Source organism: Bosea vaviloviae (assembly GCF_001741865.1).
Classification (GTDB): Bacteria; Pseudomonadota; Alphaproteobacteria; order Rhizobiales; family Beijerinckiaceae; genus Allobosea; species Allobosea vaviloviae.
In genome coordinates, this window is the sequence record NZ_CP017147.1 from 1,950,581 (window position 1) to 1,964,671 (window position 14,091).

The 14,091-nt window shown below is 65.8% G+C and carries 17 protein-coding genes; 9 read left to right on the forward strand and 8 right to left on the reverse strand.

Going from position 1 to position 14,091, the window contains the following annotated elements:
- Positions 1 to 6 precede the first annotated feature (6 nt).
- Entirely contained in the window at positions 7 to 525 is a 519-nt protein-coding gene (locus tag BHK69_RS09110; RefSeq protein ID WP_069689819.1) for a MarR family winged helix-turn-helix transcriptional regulator, read from the forward strand.
- A gap of 12 nt (positions 526 to 537) precedes the next feature.
- Here the strand turns inward: BHK69_RS09110 and BHK69_RS09115 are convergent, their stop codons facing one another.
- The 3 genes from BHK69_RS09115 to BHK69_RS09125 all read right to left on the reverse strand — a co-directional run bounded on the left by BHK69_RS09115 (position 538) and on the right by BHK69_RS09125 (position 2,690).
- Positions 538 to 789, reverse strand: coding sequence for a hypothetical protein (locus BHK69_RS09115; protein WP_069689820.1), 252 nt, complete (start codon positions 787 to 789; stop codon positions 538 to 540).
- A 173-nt stretch (positions 790 to 962) separates the two neighbouring features.
- Positions 963 to 2,297 (reverse strand): 8-oxoguanine deaminase, encoded by a 1,335-nt coding sequence (locus BHK69_RS09120; RefSeq protein WP_069689821.1) that lies wholly within the window; start codon positions 2,295 to 2,297, stop codon positions 963 to 965.
- Positions 2,298 to 2,387: 90 nt separating this feature from the next.
- Positions 2,388 to 2,690: a hypothetical protein gene (locus BHK69_RS09125; RefSeq protein WP_069689822.1), complete on the reverse strand. Its 303-nt coding sequence runs from the start codon at positions 2,688 to 2,690 to the stop codon at positions 2,388 to 2,390.
- A gap of 144 nt (positions 2,691 to 2,834) precedes the next feature.
- On the opposite strand from BHK69_RS09125, the gene dapD reads away from it, so the two are divergent.
- On the forward strand, positions 2,835 to 3,677 hold the full coding sequence (gene dapD / locus BHK69_RS09130) for a 2,3,4,5-tetrahydropyridine-2,6-dicarboxylate N-succinyltransferase (RefSeq protein ID WP_069689823.1): 843 nt from the start codon (positions 2,835 to 2,837) through the stop codon (positions 3,675 to 3,677).
- Positions 3,678 to 3,829: 152 nt separating this feature from the next.
- Here the strand turns inward: dapD and BHK69_RS09135 are convergent, their stop codons facing one another.
- Both BHK69_RS09135 and BHK69_RS09140 read right to left on the reverse strand, forming a co-directional pair.
- Entirely contained in the window at positions 3,830 to 4,381 is a 552-nt protein-coding gene (locus BHK69_RS09135; protein WP_069689824.1) for a DUF1269 domain-containing protein, read from the reverse strand.
- 89 nt (positions 4,382 to 4,470) lie between these two features.
- On the reverse strand, positions 4,471 to 5,964 hold the full coding sequence (locus BHK69_RS09140) for an MDR family MFS transporter (protein WP_069689825.1): 1,494 nt from the start codon (positions 5,962 to 5,964) through the stop codon (positions 4,471 to 4,473).
- A gap of 238 nt (positions 5,965 to 6,202) precedes the next feature.
- Between BHK69_RS09140 and BHK69_RS32845 the strand changes: the two genes are divergently transcribed.
- From BHK69_RS32845 to BHK69_RS09155, 3 genes are all read left to right on the forward strand, one after another.
- Positions 6,203 to 6,712, forward strand: coding sequence for a DUF1488 family protein (locus tag BHK69_RS32845; protein ID WP_199579082.1), 510 nt, complete (start codon positions 6,203 to 6,205; stop codon positions 6,710 to 6,712).
- A 224-nt stretch (positions 6,713 to 6,936) separates the two neighbouring features.
- Entirely contained in the window at positions 6,937 to 7,143 is a 207-nt protein-coding gene (locus tag BHK69_RS09150) for a hypothetical protein (protein ID WP_069689827.1), read from the forward strand.
- A gap of 450 nt (positions 7,144 to 7,593) precedes the next feature.
- Positions 7,594 to 8,676, forward strand: a complete 1,083-nt coding sequence (locus BHK69_RS09155; protein ID WP_069693504.1) for an alpha/beta fold hydrolase — start codon at positions 7,594 to 7,596, stop codon at positions 8,674 to 8,676.
- Between the two features lie 346 nt (positions 8,677 to 9,022).
- Here the strand turns inward: BHK69_RS09155 and BHK69_RS09160 are convergent, their stop codons facing one another.
- Positions 9,023 to 9,427, reverse strand: a complete 405-nt coding sequence (locus tag BHK69_RS09160; protein WP_069689828.1) for a VOC family protein — start codon at positions 9,425 to 9,427, stop codon at positions 9,023 to 9,025.
- 235 nt (positions 9,428 to 9,662) lie between these two features.
- Between BHK69_RS09160 and BHK69_RS09165 the strand changes: the two genes are divergently transcribed.
- The 3 genes from BHK69_RS09165 (at position 9,663) to BHK69_RS09175 (ending at position 11,790) form a co-directional block, all read left to right on the forward strand.
- Entirely contained in the window at positions 9,663 to 10,193 is a 531-nt protein-coding gene (locus BHK69_RS09165; RefSeq protein ID WP_069689829.1) for an isochorismatase family protein, read from the forward strand.
- A gap of 224 nt (positions 10,194 to 10,417) precedes the next feature.
- Positions 10,418 to 11,422 (forward strand): Vgb family protein, encoded by a 1,005-nt coding sequence (locus tag BHK69_RS09170; protein ID WP_069689830.1) that lies wholly within the window; start codon positions 10,418 to 10,420, stop codon positions 11,420 to 11,422.
- Complete coding sequence (locus tag BHK69_RS09175) at positions 11,419 to 11,790, forward strand: c-type cytochrome (RefSeq protein ID WP_148663359.1); 372 nt, start codon at positions 11,419 to 11,421, stop codon at positions 11,788 to 11,790. Before BHK69_RS09170 ends, BHK69_RS09175 begins: the two co-directional genes overlap by 4 nt.
- Positions 11,791 to 11,912: 122 nt before the next feature.
- On the opposite strand, the gene BHK69_RS09180 is transcribed toward BHK69_RS09175, so the two are convergent.
- Entirely contained in the window at positions 11,913 to 12,905 is a 993-nt protein-coding gene (locus tag BHK69_RS09180) for a branched-chain amino acid ABC transporter permease (protein WP_069689831.1), read from the reverse strand.
- On the opposite strand from BHK69_RS09180, the gene BHK69_RS32595 reads away from it, so the two are divergent.
- Positions 12,904 to 13,044, forward strand: a complete 141-nt coding sequence (locus BHK69_RS32595; protein WP_158516179.1) for a hypothetical protein — start codon at positions 12,904 to 12,906, stop codon at positions 13,042 to 13,044. The two genes, BHK69_RS09180 and BHK69_RS32595, sit on opposite strands and share 2 nt — an antisense overlap.
- An 11-nt stretch (positions 13,045 to 13,055) precedes the next feature.
- Here BHK69_RS32595 and BHK69_RS09185 read toward each other — a convergent pair whose 3' ends face one another.
- A complete protein-coding gene (locus BHK69_RS09185) occupies positions 13,056 to 13,943 on the reverse strand; it encodes a branched-chain amino acid ABC transporter permease (protein ID WP_069689832.1) in 888 nt (295 codons plus the stop codon).
- Between the last annotated feature and the right edge of the window lie 148 nt (positions 13,944 to 14,091).

Sequence of the window (14,091 nt, forward strand, 5' to 3'; positions counted from 1 at the left end):
TGCGCCATGCCCTCGACGAAGCGCCACAAGGCCGCTGCCGGCCCGGAGCGGGATGTTCTCGATCTCGGCGGTTACGTTCCCTATTTCCTGACCGCAATTTCCAACACCTGGTCGCGCAGCTCGTCGCGGCTCTATCTTGAGCGTTTCGGCGTCGGCGTCACCGAATGGCGCGTCATCTCGCAGCTCGCCATCGAGCCGGCGATTGCGGCGCAGCGCATCTGCGAGGTGATCGGGCTCGACAAGGGCGCGGTCAGCCGCAGCGTCGCGGCCCTGGTTGCCGCCCGCCATGTCACCGAGCGGCCCGACGATCGCGACGCCCGCCGGCAGGTGCTGGAGTTGACGCCGAGCGGCTATGCCCTGCATGACGCATTGATCGCGCTCGCCACCGCCCGCGAGCGCCTGCTGCTCGAAGGCTTCACGGCGGAGGAACAGGCGCAGCTGACCGGCTTCCTGCACCGGCTGCACGCCAAGCTGCCGCAACTGCGCGATTTCAGGCTGGAGCGCGACGGCCCGCCCGCCAGTTGACGGAACGAACTGTCACCAGCGCCGGAAGCCGTAGCCGAAGCCATAGCCGTAATAGGGTCCGTAGTAATCGCGCTCGACCCAGACCCTGCGGCTGGCCGATCGGTCGAGTTCGATATGCAGCAGGCAATTCGCATAGCCGTCAGTGCCGGGGCGGAAGCCGTAGGAGCGACAGCGCTCCTCGTCGAGCGCGCGTCGCTCGGCGATCGTGACACAGCCGCTGCCGAGAAGAGCCAACCCCAATGCCGCGATCAAACCGATCTTCATGGCGCCTGACTCCCTTGGCCGTGATCGGCCACGAATCAAGCCGAGAAATGCGTCAAGATTCTGGGCGACCGGAGCGTTTTCGAGCGAAGTGGGCACCGGTTCGCGTGAAGAAAACGCGTTAAAACAAAGAGGGGAGCCGTTTCCGGTCCAATTGGATCGGAAACGGCTCCCGCTCAGGCGTAACGTTTTGCCGCCGCTCCATGCGAGCGCCGCAGTGCCGCCAGATCGAGCCCCGGCACGGCCCCGTCGATCACCCGCCAGGCGCCGGCGATCATCACCCGGTCGGCCCGGTTCGCGCCGCACAGCACCAGCGCCGCGACTGGGTCATGCGCGCCGGAGAAGCGCAATTCGTCGAGGCAAAACAGCGCCAGATCCGCCTGCAGGCCGGGCGCGATCCGCCCGATATCTGAGCGTCCGAGGCAGCGCGCCGAGCCTTCCGTCGCCCAGCGGATCACGTCGCGCGCGGTCACGGCCGTGGCGCTCTCATAGCGCAGGCGGTTGATCAGAAGTGCGTGGCGCAATTCCTCCATCAGGTTCGAGCCGTCATTGGAGGCTGAGCCGTCGACGCCCAAGCCCAGCGGCGCCCCGGCCTCCTCCAATTCGCGCGTCCGGCAGAAGCCGGAGGCCAGCACCCCGTTCGAGGTCGGGCAATGGCAGACGCCGACGCCCGCAGTCCCCAGCCGTTCGCATTCCTCGCAGCTGAAATGCACGCCATGCGCCAGCCAGGTCTTTGGCCGCATCCAGCCGGTCTCCTCCAGCAGGTCGAGCGGGCGCTTGCCATAGACTTCGAGGCAATAGGCGTCCTCATCCCTGGTCTCGGCGAGATGGGTGTGCAGCGGCGCATCGAAGCGTGCTGCCAGCTCCGCGCTCTTCACCATCAGCGCCGGGGTCACCGAAAACGGCGAGCAAGGTGCGAGCGCGATCTGGACCATGCTGCCCGGCGCGGGATCATGGAACAGGGAAAGCACCCGTTCGCTGTCGGTCAGGATCGTCTCTTCGTCCTGGACGACGCTGTCGGGCGGCAGGCCGCCATCCTTCTGCGACAGGTTCATCGAGCCGCGCGAGATCGTGGCGCGGATGCCCAGAGCCCGCGCCTCCTCGACCGCGATGTCGACGGCGTTCTCCAGCCCCTTCGGGTAGAGGTAATGATGGTCCGCCGCCGTGGTGCAGCCGGAGAGCAGGAGTTCGGTCAGCGCAACGCGGACCGCCAATCGCAGGTCATCGGGCGTCAGTCTCGCCCAGAGCGGGTAGAGTGCGGTCAGCCAGGGAAACAGCTCGCGATCGATCGCGGCCGGATGGGCTCGCGTCAGCGTCTGGTAGAAATGGTGATGCGTGTTGATCAGCCCCGGCAGCACGACATGGCGCGAGGCGTCGAAGACCCCGTCGACGGGCAGGGCGGGGGAGCCGCCTGCCGGTACGAGCTCGGCGATGATCGCGCCATCGACGACGATCCCGCCGCCGGCATTGTCCGCGACGATGCCGAGCGGGTTCTTGATCCAGAGGCGCATGCAAGAATCCTGTCTGGCGCTTTCGTCGCCCTTGTTCCTACGGTCGCGGCGAACAGAAGCCAGGCTGGCGGCGAAAGCAACCGCGGCGCGTCAGTCGAACCAGATCGGGTCGCGGCTCTTGCAGCGATAGCCGATGAAGCAGCTCGGCGTGTCGCGGCTCGGCACCCAGGCGGGCTCTACACCCTCGTCGAATTCGCAAAAGCTGCGGTTGGCGACGAAGCGGTCATAGGTGTAGCCGCCGGTGCCGAGCACGATCGCGCCGTTTGCCGCGACACTCTGGCGGTTGACGCTGCAGGGCCGGTTCGTGGTTGAAGGCCGCGATTGCGCAAGCGCGGCGTCGAGCGACATGGTCAGCAGCAAGCACAAGGCCAAGCACGAAGCGATGTGTTTCATGGTCCCCTCCAGTGCGCTGGGCATGGTGACGACAGCATAACCGGTATTCGGGCCTGTCGTTCCCGCATAGATCCTTGCGCCTTGACGTCGCCGCCCTCATCCGCCATCGCTCCCCGCGACTTTTTCGCCCGCCGGAGCGCCGCCATGTCCCTCACCGATCTCGCCGCCACCATCGACGCCGCCTGGGAGGCTCGCTCCGAGATCGGCATCAACACCAAAGGCGCGGTTCGCGAGGCGGTCGAACAGGTGATCGAATTGCTCGATGCCGGCGAGGCCCGCGTCGCCGAGAAGATCGGCACTGAGTGGGTCGTGCATCAGTGGCTCAAGAAGGCGGTGCTGCTCTCCTTCCGCCTGACCGACAACATGATCATCGCCAATGGCCCCGGCGAAGGCGTGTTCTGGGACAAGGTGCCCTCAAAATTCGAGGGCTGGGGCGAGAACCGCTTCCGCGCCGCGGGCTTCCGCGTCGTGCCGCCGGCCGCCGCGCGCAAGGGCTCCTTCCTTGCCCCCAACGTCGTGCTGATGCCGTCCTTCGTCAATATCGGCGCCTATGTCGACAGCGGCACCATGGTCGACACCTGGGCGACGGTCGGCTCCTGCGCCCAGATCGGCAAGAACGTCCATCTCTCGGGCGGCGTCGGTATCGGCGGCGTGCTCGAGCCGCTGCAGGCCAACCCGACCATCATCGAGGACAACTGCTTCATCGGCGCCCGCTCCGAGGTGGTCGAGGGCGTGATCGTCGGCGAGGGCTCGGTGCTCTCGATGGGCGTGTTCATCTCGGCCTCGACCAAGATCGTCGACCGCGCCACCGGCCAGATCCACATCGGCAAGGTGCCACCCTATTCGGTCGTGGTCCCGGGCGCGCTGCCCGGCAAGCCCTTCCCGGACGGTACACCCGGCCCCTCGCTCTCCTGCGCCGTCATCGTCAAGACGGTCGACGCCCAGACGCGCTCCAAGACCGGCATCAACGAATTGCTGCGCGACTGAACTCAACCCTTGCCGTCATTCTCGGGCTTGTCCCGAGAATCTCATGACCAGAGTGCGCTGGTGCCGAAGATGGTCGGGTCGAGCCCGACCATGACGCGCTTCGGATCCCGGCCTCCCTCAGGTCGCCCGAGAATGCTGTGAGAGCTGGTGCCTCAGCCCACCGGCGAAGGCGCGCCCGCGCCTTCCGGAGTTGGGGCTGGAGCGGCCGCCGGCGTCCTCGGCGTTCCCGCCAGCGCATCGCGCAATTGCTGTTCGCGGCTGTGGTCGAGCGAGGTCTTCAGCACCACGCCGCCCGTGCCCTTGACGGCGTCGAGCACCTTGTCGGCGGTCATCTTGTTGATCAGCAGGAAGAGCGCGGCATTGCCCGGCTGCAGGTTGGCGGCGAGTTCCTTCATGAAGCCGTCATTGACGCCGTAATCGGTCAGCGCCCCGCCGAGCGCGCCTGATGCTGCGCCCAGCGCTGCGCCGAACACCGGCATCAGGAAGATCGCGCCGATCAGCAGGCCCCAGAACGAGCCGGAGACGGCGCCGAGTGCGGTGGTGTTGAGCAGCTGGTTCAACTTGATCTTGCCGCCCTCATGCATCACCGCGATGGCGGCGTCGCCGAGCTCGATCAGGTATTCCTTCTGCAGCGAGACGACCTTCTGGCGCATGTCCTCGGCGCGGGCCTCGGTCGGATAGACGATGACGACGAGATCGGACATGGCATGCTCCTGCGTGAAGGCGTGACGAAACCCCGCCGCGGCGATGCGGCGGGCTCGTGGCGAACGCGCGGGGGCGGCGACTGTTCCGGCTATTCGCCGCCGGCCGCCTTTGCCGCTTCCACCGCGCTGCCGCGCAGGGGCAGTTCCTTCATCCGCACCATCAGCAGCAGCGCCATCGCGAAGCCGAAGCAGGTCGCTGCGAAGACATAGCGGAACAGCTCGATCATCGCCGCGCGATCGACCGTTCCCAGCTTCAGCGCCTCGGGCGAGAGCCCGACGCCGGCCCCACCGACGCCGCCGAGCACGATCGCGCCGAACACCGCCACGATCAGCGCCCCGCCGATCTGGCGGAAGAAGTTCGCGATCGCGGTAGCCGTGCCGAGCTGATGCGGCAGCACCGCGTTCTGGATCGAGACCGTCGCCACGGGCAGCATGGTGCCGAGCCCCAGGCTGATCACCGCAAGGGTCAGCGAGAAGGGCAGGAGCGGCATCTGCCCGGCATAGATCGTCAGCAGCGCCGCTCCCGCTGTCGCGACGCTCAGCCCTGCCACCGGCACGCGCTTGTAATGCGTCAATCGCGTCAGCGAGCGGCCCGACAAGGTCGCGCCCATCACGGTGCCGCAGGTCAGCGGCAGCAGGCCGAGCCCCGAGGCCGAGGCGCTCATCCCGACCACCGTCTCGAAATAGAGCGGCAGATAGATCGTCAGGCCGATGAAGGTGCCCATGCCGAAGCCCGCTGCCATCGTGCCCATCCGCACCACCGGATTGGCGAGGAGGTCGAGCGGGATCAGCGGCTCGGCGGCGCTCCGCAGCCGCCAGGCGAAGACCGCCCACAACACGATCGAGAAGGCCACGAGCCCGATGATCCACGCCGAGCCCCAGGGATAATAGGTGCCACCCCAGGAGAGCGCGAGCAGCAGCGTCATCGTCGCGCTGGTCATCAGCAGGGCGCCGGCGACGTCGAGCTTGTGCGGCCGCTCATGGCGCGGCAGCCGCTTCAGCGCCGAGCTCGTCATCCAGTAAGCGGCGAGCCCCAATGGCAGGTTGATCCAGAAGATCACCGACCAGTGCAGCGCCTCGGCGATGACCCCGCCGAGAACCGGTCCAAGCACGGAGGAGACCATGAAGACGGCGGCGAAATAGACCTGGTATTTGCCGCGCTCCTTGGGTGAGACCATGTCGGCGATAATGGTCTGGGCCAGCGCGATCAGCCCGCCGCCGCCCAGCCCCTGGACGAAGCGCGCGACCACCAAGAGCCAGAGATTGGGCGCGAGCGCGCAGGCCACGGAGCCGACGACGAAGACGACGATGCCCGAGAGCAGCGTCACCCGCCGGCCATGGATGTCGGCGAGCTTGCCGTAGAGCGGCGTGACCGCGGTCGAGGCGAGCAGATAGGCCGTCACCACCCAGGGCAGATGCGTGACGTCGTTGAGTTCGCGCCCGATCGTCGGCATCGCGGTGGCGACGATGGTCTGGTCCAGCGCCGCCAGCAACATGGCGAGCATGATGCCGAACAGGATGCTGCGAATATCCTCATGGGTAAGGGGCGCTGGATGCGCCGCCGTCTCGACCCGTTTGTCCATGGTCACTCGGCCTGCCCGTGCGTTGGGAGAATGGCAGACTTGTAAAGCTGGGGCATGCCATGCGCCAGAGGCGGGACGTGCCGCCGCTGCATAGCGGACCGGCCAGTCCTGCGAGGTCCAAGTCTTGTTCACGAGGTCCAAGTCTTGTTGCGAGGTTCAAGCCTTATTATTGCGCGGCCCTTACAATGCGCGGCTGCCTTCCCCATGTCCGAAGGACGGTCGTCGAGAACAAGCCGCCTTGCGGTTGATCTGTTTTGGCCTGACCGTCCTTGAGAAAACGATCAGCTTGCTTGAGCCCCTCGGGAGCCGACGGCGCACCTACACAGTGGAGCGGGCGCTCGCTGCGTTCGGCGCGCGCTTGCGCCGGTCATTGGCGGCTCGCGCGCTTTGGCTCAGCCGCGCTTCCGGGCCGTGGACCAGCAGGTTGCGGCGCTGGCGTCCTGAAGCTGGTCGTGACAGGCAACCGCAAGAAAGCAGGCCGACCATGGCGCTGAATTTCCCCAATCCGGTCCGTAGTTTCGACGCGGGGCGTTCCTGCGTCAGCTTCTGGGGCTCGGATGCCTCGTTGGAGATCACCTTCCAGATCGAGATGGACGCCCTGCGCAAGCTGGGTTCCGGCATCAATGACAGTCAGGCGCAGGTGCTCGATGTCTTTGATCGGAACCGGGACACGATCCTGAAGGCGGCCGCGAACGCCTATGCGCGGCACCGGGCCAGCTATCACCGCCTGACGCCCGCCGATTTCTAGGCATCGGCCCGAAAAGCGGGAACCGGTTTTCGGACAAGCCCGATGCGAGATGACTCAGGCATCGGCCCGAAAAGTGGGAACCGGTTTTCGGACAAGCCGATGCAAGATGACTCGGGCATCGGCCCGAAAAGTGGGAACCGGTTTTCGGACAAGCCGATGCTGTTGCGGCGATGCGCGTCGCAACCTGTTCCAACGCCTCAATCCGTCTTACGGGGGATGATGACATGGCCAGTCAGCCATATAAGCCGGGTGATCTGGTCAATCTCGAACCGGGTTTCGCCAATCAGGCCAGGCTCGGCCTCTACGAGATCCTGCGTGTGATGCCGCCGCGCGACAACAAGGAAGAGCAGTATCGCGTGCGCGGTCCCGATGGCCTCGAACGCGCCATCGGTCACCACGAGATCGCCGAGACGCCTGTCCGGCGCGGCTGAGGGCGGCCAACCCCTCCGCGCCGCTTCTGGCTCAACGGATGCGGACTGCTACCAATTCGTGCCTGGCGGCGCTCCGCCAGCCCCTCACCGCAGCGGAAGCGCTAGCGGGAATTTCGCGCGCGCTTTCCCTTCCCCCTAGCGGGGGAAGGTGGATCGGCGAAGCCGAGACGGATGAAGGGGCGCTGTGAGCTTTCCGTTTAGCCTGAGTGTGACGCCAACCGGAAAGGGCACGGCGCCCCTCATGCGGCGCTGCGCGCCACCTTCTCCCGCGAGGGGAGAAGGGAAGGCAAGCCCGAGATGGGTGGGAGAAGGAAGAAGCCCACCCCCGCCTCCCTTGCCTCGCCCCCTGTTCGGCGCGATCCTTCGATCAAGGGAGGATCGCCCGGCGGCAAGTCGTGACGGCAAGTCGTGACGGTAAGCTGTGGCGGCGACAACGAAGGTGCCATCATCATGACCATCGCAAGCTGGCCGCGCCGCCTGGCCGCGGCCTTCATCCTGTCCATCGTCGCGGTGGCGGCCGCGGCGGCCGATTATCCCGCGCCCAAGCGCGGCGTCTGGGTGGCCAAGGATTTCCGCTTCCAGAGCGGCGAGACATTGGCGGAATTGAAGCTCGGCTACGCCACCATCGGCGATCCCGTGGGCGAGCCGGTGGTGATCCTGCACGGCACGGCGGGCTCGGCGGCGAGCCTGCTGACGCCGGCCTTTGCGGGCGAATTGTTCGGCCCGGGCCAGCCGCTCGATGCGGCGAAATACTTCATCATCCTGCCGGATGCGATCGGGGCCGGTACCTCCTCCAAGCCCTCCGACGGGCTGAAGGCGAAGTTCCCGCGCTATAATTACGAGGACATGGTCGCAGCCCAGCACAAGCTGGTCAGCGAGGGGCTGGGGCTGCGCCATGTCCGGCTCGTGCTCGGCAATTCGATGGGCGGCATGCATGTCTGGCTCTGGGGCGTCAGGCATCCCGATTTCATGGACGCGCTGGTGCCGATGGCCTCGCAGCCGACGCCGATGTCGAGCCGCAACTGGATGATGCGGCGCATGATCATCGACGCCGTCCGCAACGATCCGGAGTGGAAGGGCGGCGACTACACGACGCAGCCGCCGGCTTTCCGCACGGCCAATGTCTTCTTCGGTATCGCCACCAACGGCGGCACGCTCGCCTATCAGAAATTGGCGCCGACGCGCGAGGCTGCTGACGCGCTGCTCGACGAGCGCCTGAAGGCCGCCTTCAGCGCCGATGCCAATGATTTCCTCTATCAGTGGGATTCTTCGCGCGACTACGACGCCTCCCACGGCCTGGGCGCGATCAAGGCGCCGCTGCTGGCGATCAACTCCGCTGATGACGAGCGCAACCCGCCCGAGACCGGTATCATGGAGCGCGAGTTGAAGCGCCTCGCCAATGGCAAGCTGCTGCTGATCCCGGCAAGCGAGGACAGCCGCGGCCACGGCACGACGGGGCTGGCGAAGTTCTGGGCCAAAGAGATGGGCGTCTGGCTAGCCGGCGTGCCCAAGCGCGCGGCGGGCGGGAATTGACGAAGGGCGTCATTCCCGGGCCGCGCAGAGCGCGGACCCGGGAAGCTCGTGAAGGAAGAGGCTGGTCCCGAGATGCCCGGGTCTTCGCTGCGCTACGCCCGAGGATGACGCGCGCTCTTCCCTTCTCCCCTCGCGGGAGAAGGTGGCGCGCAGCGCCGGATGAGGGGGCGCCGTGCCCTTTCCGGCTGGCGTCCTGTTCGGCCAGGCGGTGAGCTCACAGCGCCCCCTCATCCGTCTCGGCCGCCGCCGAGCCACCTTCGCCCGCATCAAAGTCGGCTGTTGCCGACTTTGACAGTTTGGCTTGCCCATCTCGGGCAAGCCCGAGATGGCTGGGAGAAGGGAGAGCTCACCCCTGCACGGCGGCGGGATCCATCCACATCAGCTCCCAGACATGGCCGTCGAGGTCCTGGAAGCCGTGGCCATACATGAAGCCGTAATCCTGCGGCTCCTTATAGGTCGTGCCGCCGGCCGCCAGGGCTGCCTTGACCATGGCATCGACATCAGCCCGGCTGTCGCGGGAGAGGCAGGTCAGCACCTCGATCGCCTGGCTCGTATCGGCGATTGGCCTCGGCGAGAAGCTGAGGAATTTCTCATGAGTCAGCAGCATCGCGAAGATGGTGTCGCTGATCACCATGCAGGTCGCGGTCTCATCGGTGAATTGCGGATTGAACGAGAAACCTAGCGCCGTGAAGAAGGCAACCGAGGCGTCGAGATCCTGCACGGGCAGGTTGACGAAGATCATCTGGGGCATGGCGTTTCCTTCCCTTTCTGGTTTCCAGGCGTGCGTGAGGTTAGAGCATTTCCGCGTCTCTCTGAATCACGGAAATGCTCTACCTCCTTGTTTTGTCGCATTTTCTCCGCGCAAACGCTTCGCGTTTGTCGCGAGGGAACCGGTGTCCACTTCGCTCGAAAATGCTTTAGCATGGCGGCACTGAGCGGGGCTTCGGTGCGCTCTCAATAGGAAACCGCAGTAGAAAGACGCAGTCATGACCCTGCTTTCCGCCACCGACGCCATCCTCGTCATCATCGATTTCCAGGCGCGCCTGATGCCGGCGATCCATGACGGCGCGCGCCTGGTCGCGAACGCCAGGCGCCTGGTCGATGCTGCCGGCCTCCTTGCGGTGCCGGTGCTGATGACCGAGCAGAACCCGGCCGGGCTCGGCGGCACGGTGCCTGAGCTGGCGGGCGCCGGTCCCGTGATCGCCAAGATGAGCTTCGATTCCTGCGCGGAGCCCGCTTTCCTGGAGGCGCTTGCCGGCGACATGCAGCTCGTCATCTGCGGCTGCGAGGCGCATGTCTGCGTCGGCCAGACCGTGCTGAGCCTGCTCGAGCACCGTCGCCGCGTCGCCGTGGTGCAGGATGCGGTCGGCTCGCGCGCGGCTGAATCAAAAGAGGTCGCGATCGCGCGCATGGCACGCCATGGCGCCGAGATCGTCACGACTGAGATGGTGGTGTTCGAATGGCTCAGGACCGCGGCCCATCCGCAGTTCCGCGCGGCGGCGAAGCTGATCCGCTGAAGCGGCAGCGCGTTGGGCTCTGTCCCGGTTTCACCATCTTGTCGGTCTACTCAAGGAGCCAAGCGCGATCCCAGAGCGTTTTCGAGCGAAGTGGATACGGTTCCCTCGCGACAAACGCGAAGCGTTTGCGCGGAGAAAACGCGCTAAAATAATAGATTGGAGCAATTGAACGATCCAACCGGGTCGGACGTTGTTCTAGCTTCTGCCTACGAAGGAGACGCTCCATGCTGCGCCGTTCCTTTCTCCAGCTCGGCCTCGCCGGACTCGCTGCCCCCGCCTTGATCGGCCGGACCGCCGCGATCGCAGCCGAGACGACCGAGACGAAATTCACCGTCACCTATTTCGACATTCCCGCGATCAAGGGCTCCCGCGACGTCACCGACGCCGGCGACGGCACGCTCTGGGTCTGCGGCCAGCGCAACGGCACGCTCGGACGTTTCGATCCGCGCTCCGGCCAGCTCAAGGTGGTCGAGCTCGGCCAGGGCGCTGCGCCTCATGGCGTCATCCGCGGGCCCGACGGCGCGGCCTGGGTGACGGAGGGCGGCCAGAACGCCATCGCCCGTGTCGACGACAAGACCCACAAAGTCGAATTGTTCAAGCTGCCGGAGGGCAGGGCACGGGCCAACCTCAACACCGGCGTCTTCGACAAGAGCGGCATCCTCTGGTTCACCGGCCAGAACGGCGTCATCGGCCGCTTCGATCCGAATACGCGCAAGATGGAGGTCTGGGACGCGCCGCGTGGCCCCGGCGCCTATGGCATCACGCTGACGCCCTCGGGCGAGGTCTGGTACGCCTCGCTCGCCGGCAACCACATCGCCAGCATCGACACCGGCACGGCCCAGGTCACGGTGGTCGAGCCGCCGACGCCCGGACAGGGCGCGCGCCGCGTCTGGTCGGATTCGAAGAATCGGGTCTGGGTCAGCGAATGGAACTCCGGCAACGTCTCCGCCTATGACACGCTGAGCAAGAGCTGGAAGACCTGGAAACTGCCGGGCGACAAGCCGCGCGCCTATTCGGTCTATGTCGACGACGCCGACAAGGTCTGGCTGACCGATTTCAGCGCCAACGCCATCGTGCATTTCGATCCGGTCACCGAGGCCTTCAACAGCTTCCCGAGCGACAAGGCCGGCGCCAATGTCCGCCAGATGGACGGCCGCTCCGGCGAGGCCTGGGGTGGCGAGAGCGGCAATGACCGCCTCGTGCGCATCCAGACGGTGAAGCAGGCGTGAGATACGCCTCTGCCATCGTGGCGCTTGTGCTCTCGGGCGGGCTCGCCATGGCGCAGGATCTGGGGCGCGGCGAGGCGCTGTTCGAGGCCTGCAAATCCTGCCACAGCCTCGATCCCGCCAAGCAGGGCATGGCCGGGCCGCATCTGGCCGGGCTGAAAGGGCGCGTCGTCGGCGCGGCCGAGGGCTTCGACTATTCGCCCGCCTTCAAGGCGGCGCGCGCCAAGCGCGTCATCTGGGACGAAACCCGCCTGAACGCCTATCTCGTCGACCCCGACGCGATGTTCAAAGGCGGCTGGATGAGCCCTCAGGGCCTCGACGACGAGGCCGACCGGGCGGCCGTCACCGCCTTCCTGATGCGCGGGCGGTGAGGCTCTCGATCACGTTTTTCGCATTCGGACGGTTCCGTCCGGATGCGAAAAACGTGATCGATTCTAAAAGTTTAGAGCATTGCTCCCACGAAAAACCGGTACCCGCTTTTTCGCGCAATGCTCTACAGCGGCCGCCCGATCTTCTTCGCGATCACGCCCACAATGCCCTCGCGGAAGAGCAGCACGCAGACCACGAAGATCACGCCTTGCACCACCGTGACCCAGGCGCCGAGGCTGGCGAGATAGTTCTGCATGGAGACGATGACGAGCGCCCCGACGATCGGCCCGAAGACGGTGCCAAGCCCGCCCACCAGCGTCATCAGCACGACCTCGCCCGACATCGACCAGTGCACATCGGTGAGCGAAGCGAGCTGGAAGACGATCGCCTTGGTCGCGCCGGCGAGCCCCGCCAGCGTCGCCGAGAGCACGAAGACGGCAAGCTTGTACTGGTTGGCACGGTAGCCGAGCGAGATCGCGCGCGGCTCATTGTCCCTGATCGCCTTGCAGACCTGGCCGAAGGGCGAGTGGATGATGCGGTAGATCAGCAAAAGCCCGGCCATGAAGATGATCGCGACGAGATAATACAGCGTCAGGTCGTTGGAGAGGTCGACCAGCCCGAAAAGCTTGCCGCGCGGCACGGCCTGGATGCCGTCCTCGCCGCCGGTGAATTTCGGCGTCTGCAGCGAGAAGAAGAACGTCATCTGGGCGAGCGCCAGCGTGATCATGGCGAAATAGATGCCTTGTCGCCGGATCGCGAGCGCCCCGAAGGCCAGGCCCAGCACGGCCGCGACCAGCGCGCCCGAGAGGATGGCGAGTTCCGGCGTCAGGCCCCAGTTCTTAGCGGCATAGGCGCAGACATAGCTCGACATGCCGAAATAGGCGGCATGGCCGAAGGAGAGCAGCCCGCCATAGCCAAGCAGTAGATTGAAGGCGAGCGCGAACAGCGCGAAGCACAACACCTTCATGACGAAGACCGGGTAGAGGAGGAAGGGCGCGGCCGCGAGCAGGACGGCAAGCCCGATCAGGATCGCCCTGTGCAGCCGCTCGGTGCCGTCATTCATTTCTGCGAGGGCCAAACCCGCCACAGGTGCATCGGTCGTAGCAACGTTTGCCATGTCAGGTCCTTACAGCTACGCCGCGATGCTGGGTTTGCAGGCGCAAACGCTCTTCCGTCATTGCGAGGAGCGTAGCGACGAAGCAATCCAGGGGGATATCGAGCGAGCCATCTGGATTGCTTCGCTGCGCTCGCAATGACAGGAGCGCCATCACGCGGCCCGCCCGAACAACCCGGCGGGCTTCACCAGCAGCACCAGGACCATAATGATGAAGATCACCGTGGCCGAGGCCTCCGGGTAGAACACCTTGGTCAGGCCCTCGATCAGCCCGAGTCCGAAGCCGGTGACGATCGAGCCCAGGATCGAACCCATGCCGCCGATCACGACCACGGCGAAGACGACGATGATCAGATCGGCGCCCATATTCGGATTGACCGAATAGATCGGCGCGGCGAGCACGCCGGCGAAGGCCGCCAGCGCCACGCCGAAGCCATAGGTCAGTGTGACCAGCAGCGGCACGTTGATGCCGAAGGCCTGGGTCAGCGTCGGGTTCTCGGTGGCGGCGCGCAGATAGGCGCCGAGTCTGGTCTTCTCGATCATGAACCAGGTCACGAGGCAGACCACGAGCGAGGCGCCGACGACCCAGCCGCGATAATTCGGCAGGAACATGAAGCCGAGATTCTGCCCGCCCCTGAGCGCGTCGGGGATCTGGTAGGGCAGGCCCGACGAGCCGTAGGAATTGCGGAACAGACCCTGGATGATCAGCGCCAGCCCAAAGGTCAGCAGCAGGCCGTAGAGATGGTCGAGATTGGCGAGCCTTGCGATCAGGAAGCGCTCGATCAGCACGCCGAAGACGCCCACGATCAAGGGCGCCAGCAGGAGCGCCGCCCAGTAATTGATGCCGAGATAGTTCAGGCACATCCAGGCGACGAAGGCGCCCATCATGTACTGCGCGCCATGGGCGAAGTTGATGATGTTGAGCAGCCCGAAGATCACCGCCAGCCCGAGGCTGAGGATGGCGTAGAACGAGCCGTTGATCAGGCCGAGCAGGACCTGGCCGAAGAGCGCTTGTGGCGGGATTCCGAGAAGCTCGAACATGCGGGGCTCAGATCATTGCGGTATGTAGGGGCACTGGAACCTCTCCGTCATCCCGGGCGGAGCGAAGCGCAGACCCGGGATCCATGCAGCCGTGGGGCCCTTCGATGGATCCCGGATCTGCGTCGCTTACGCGACTTGTCCGGGATGA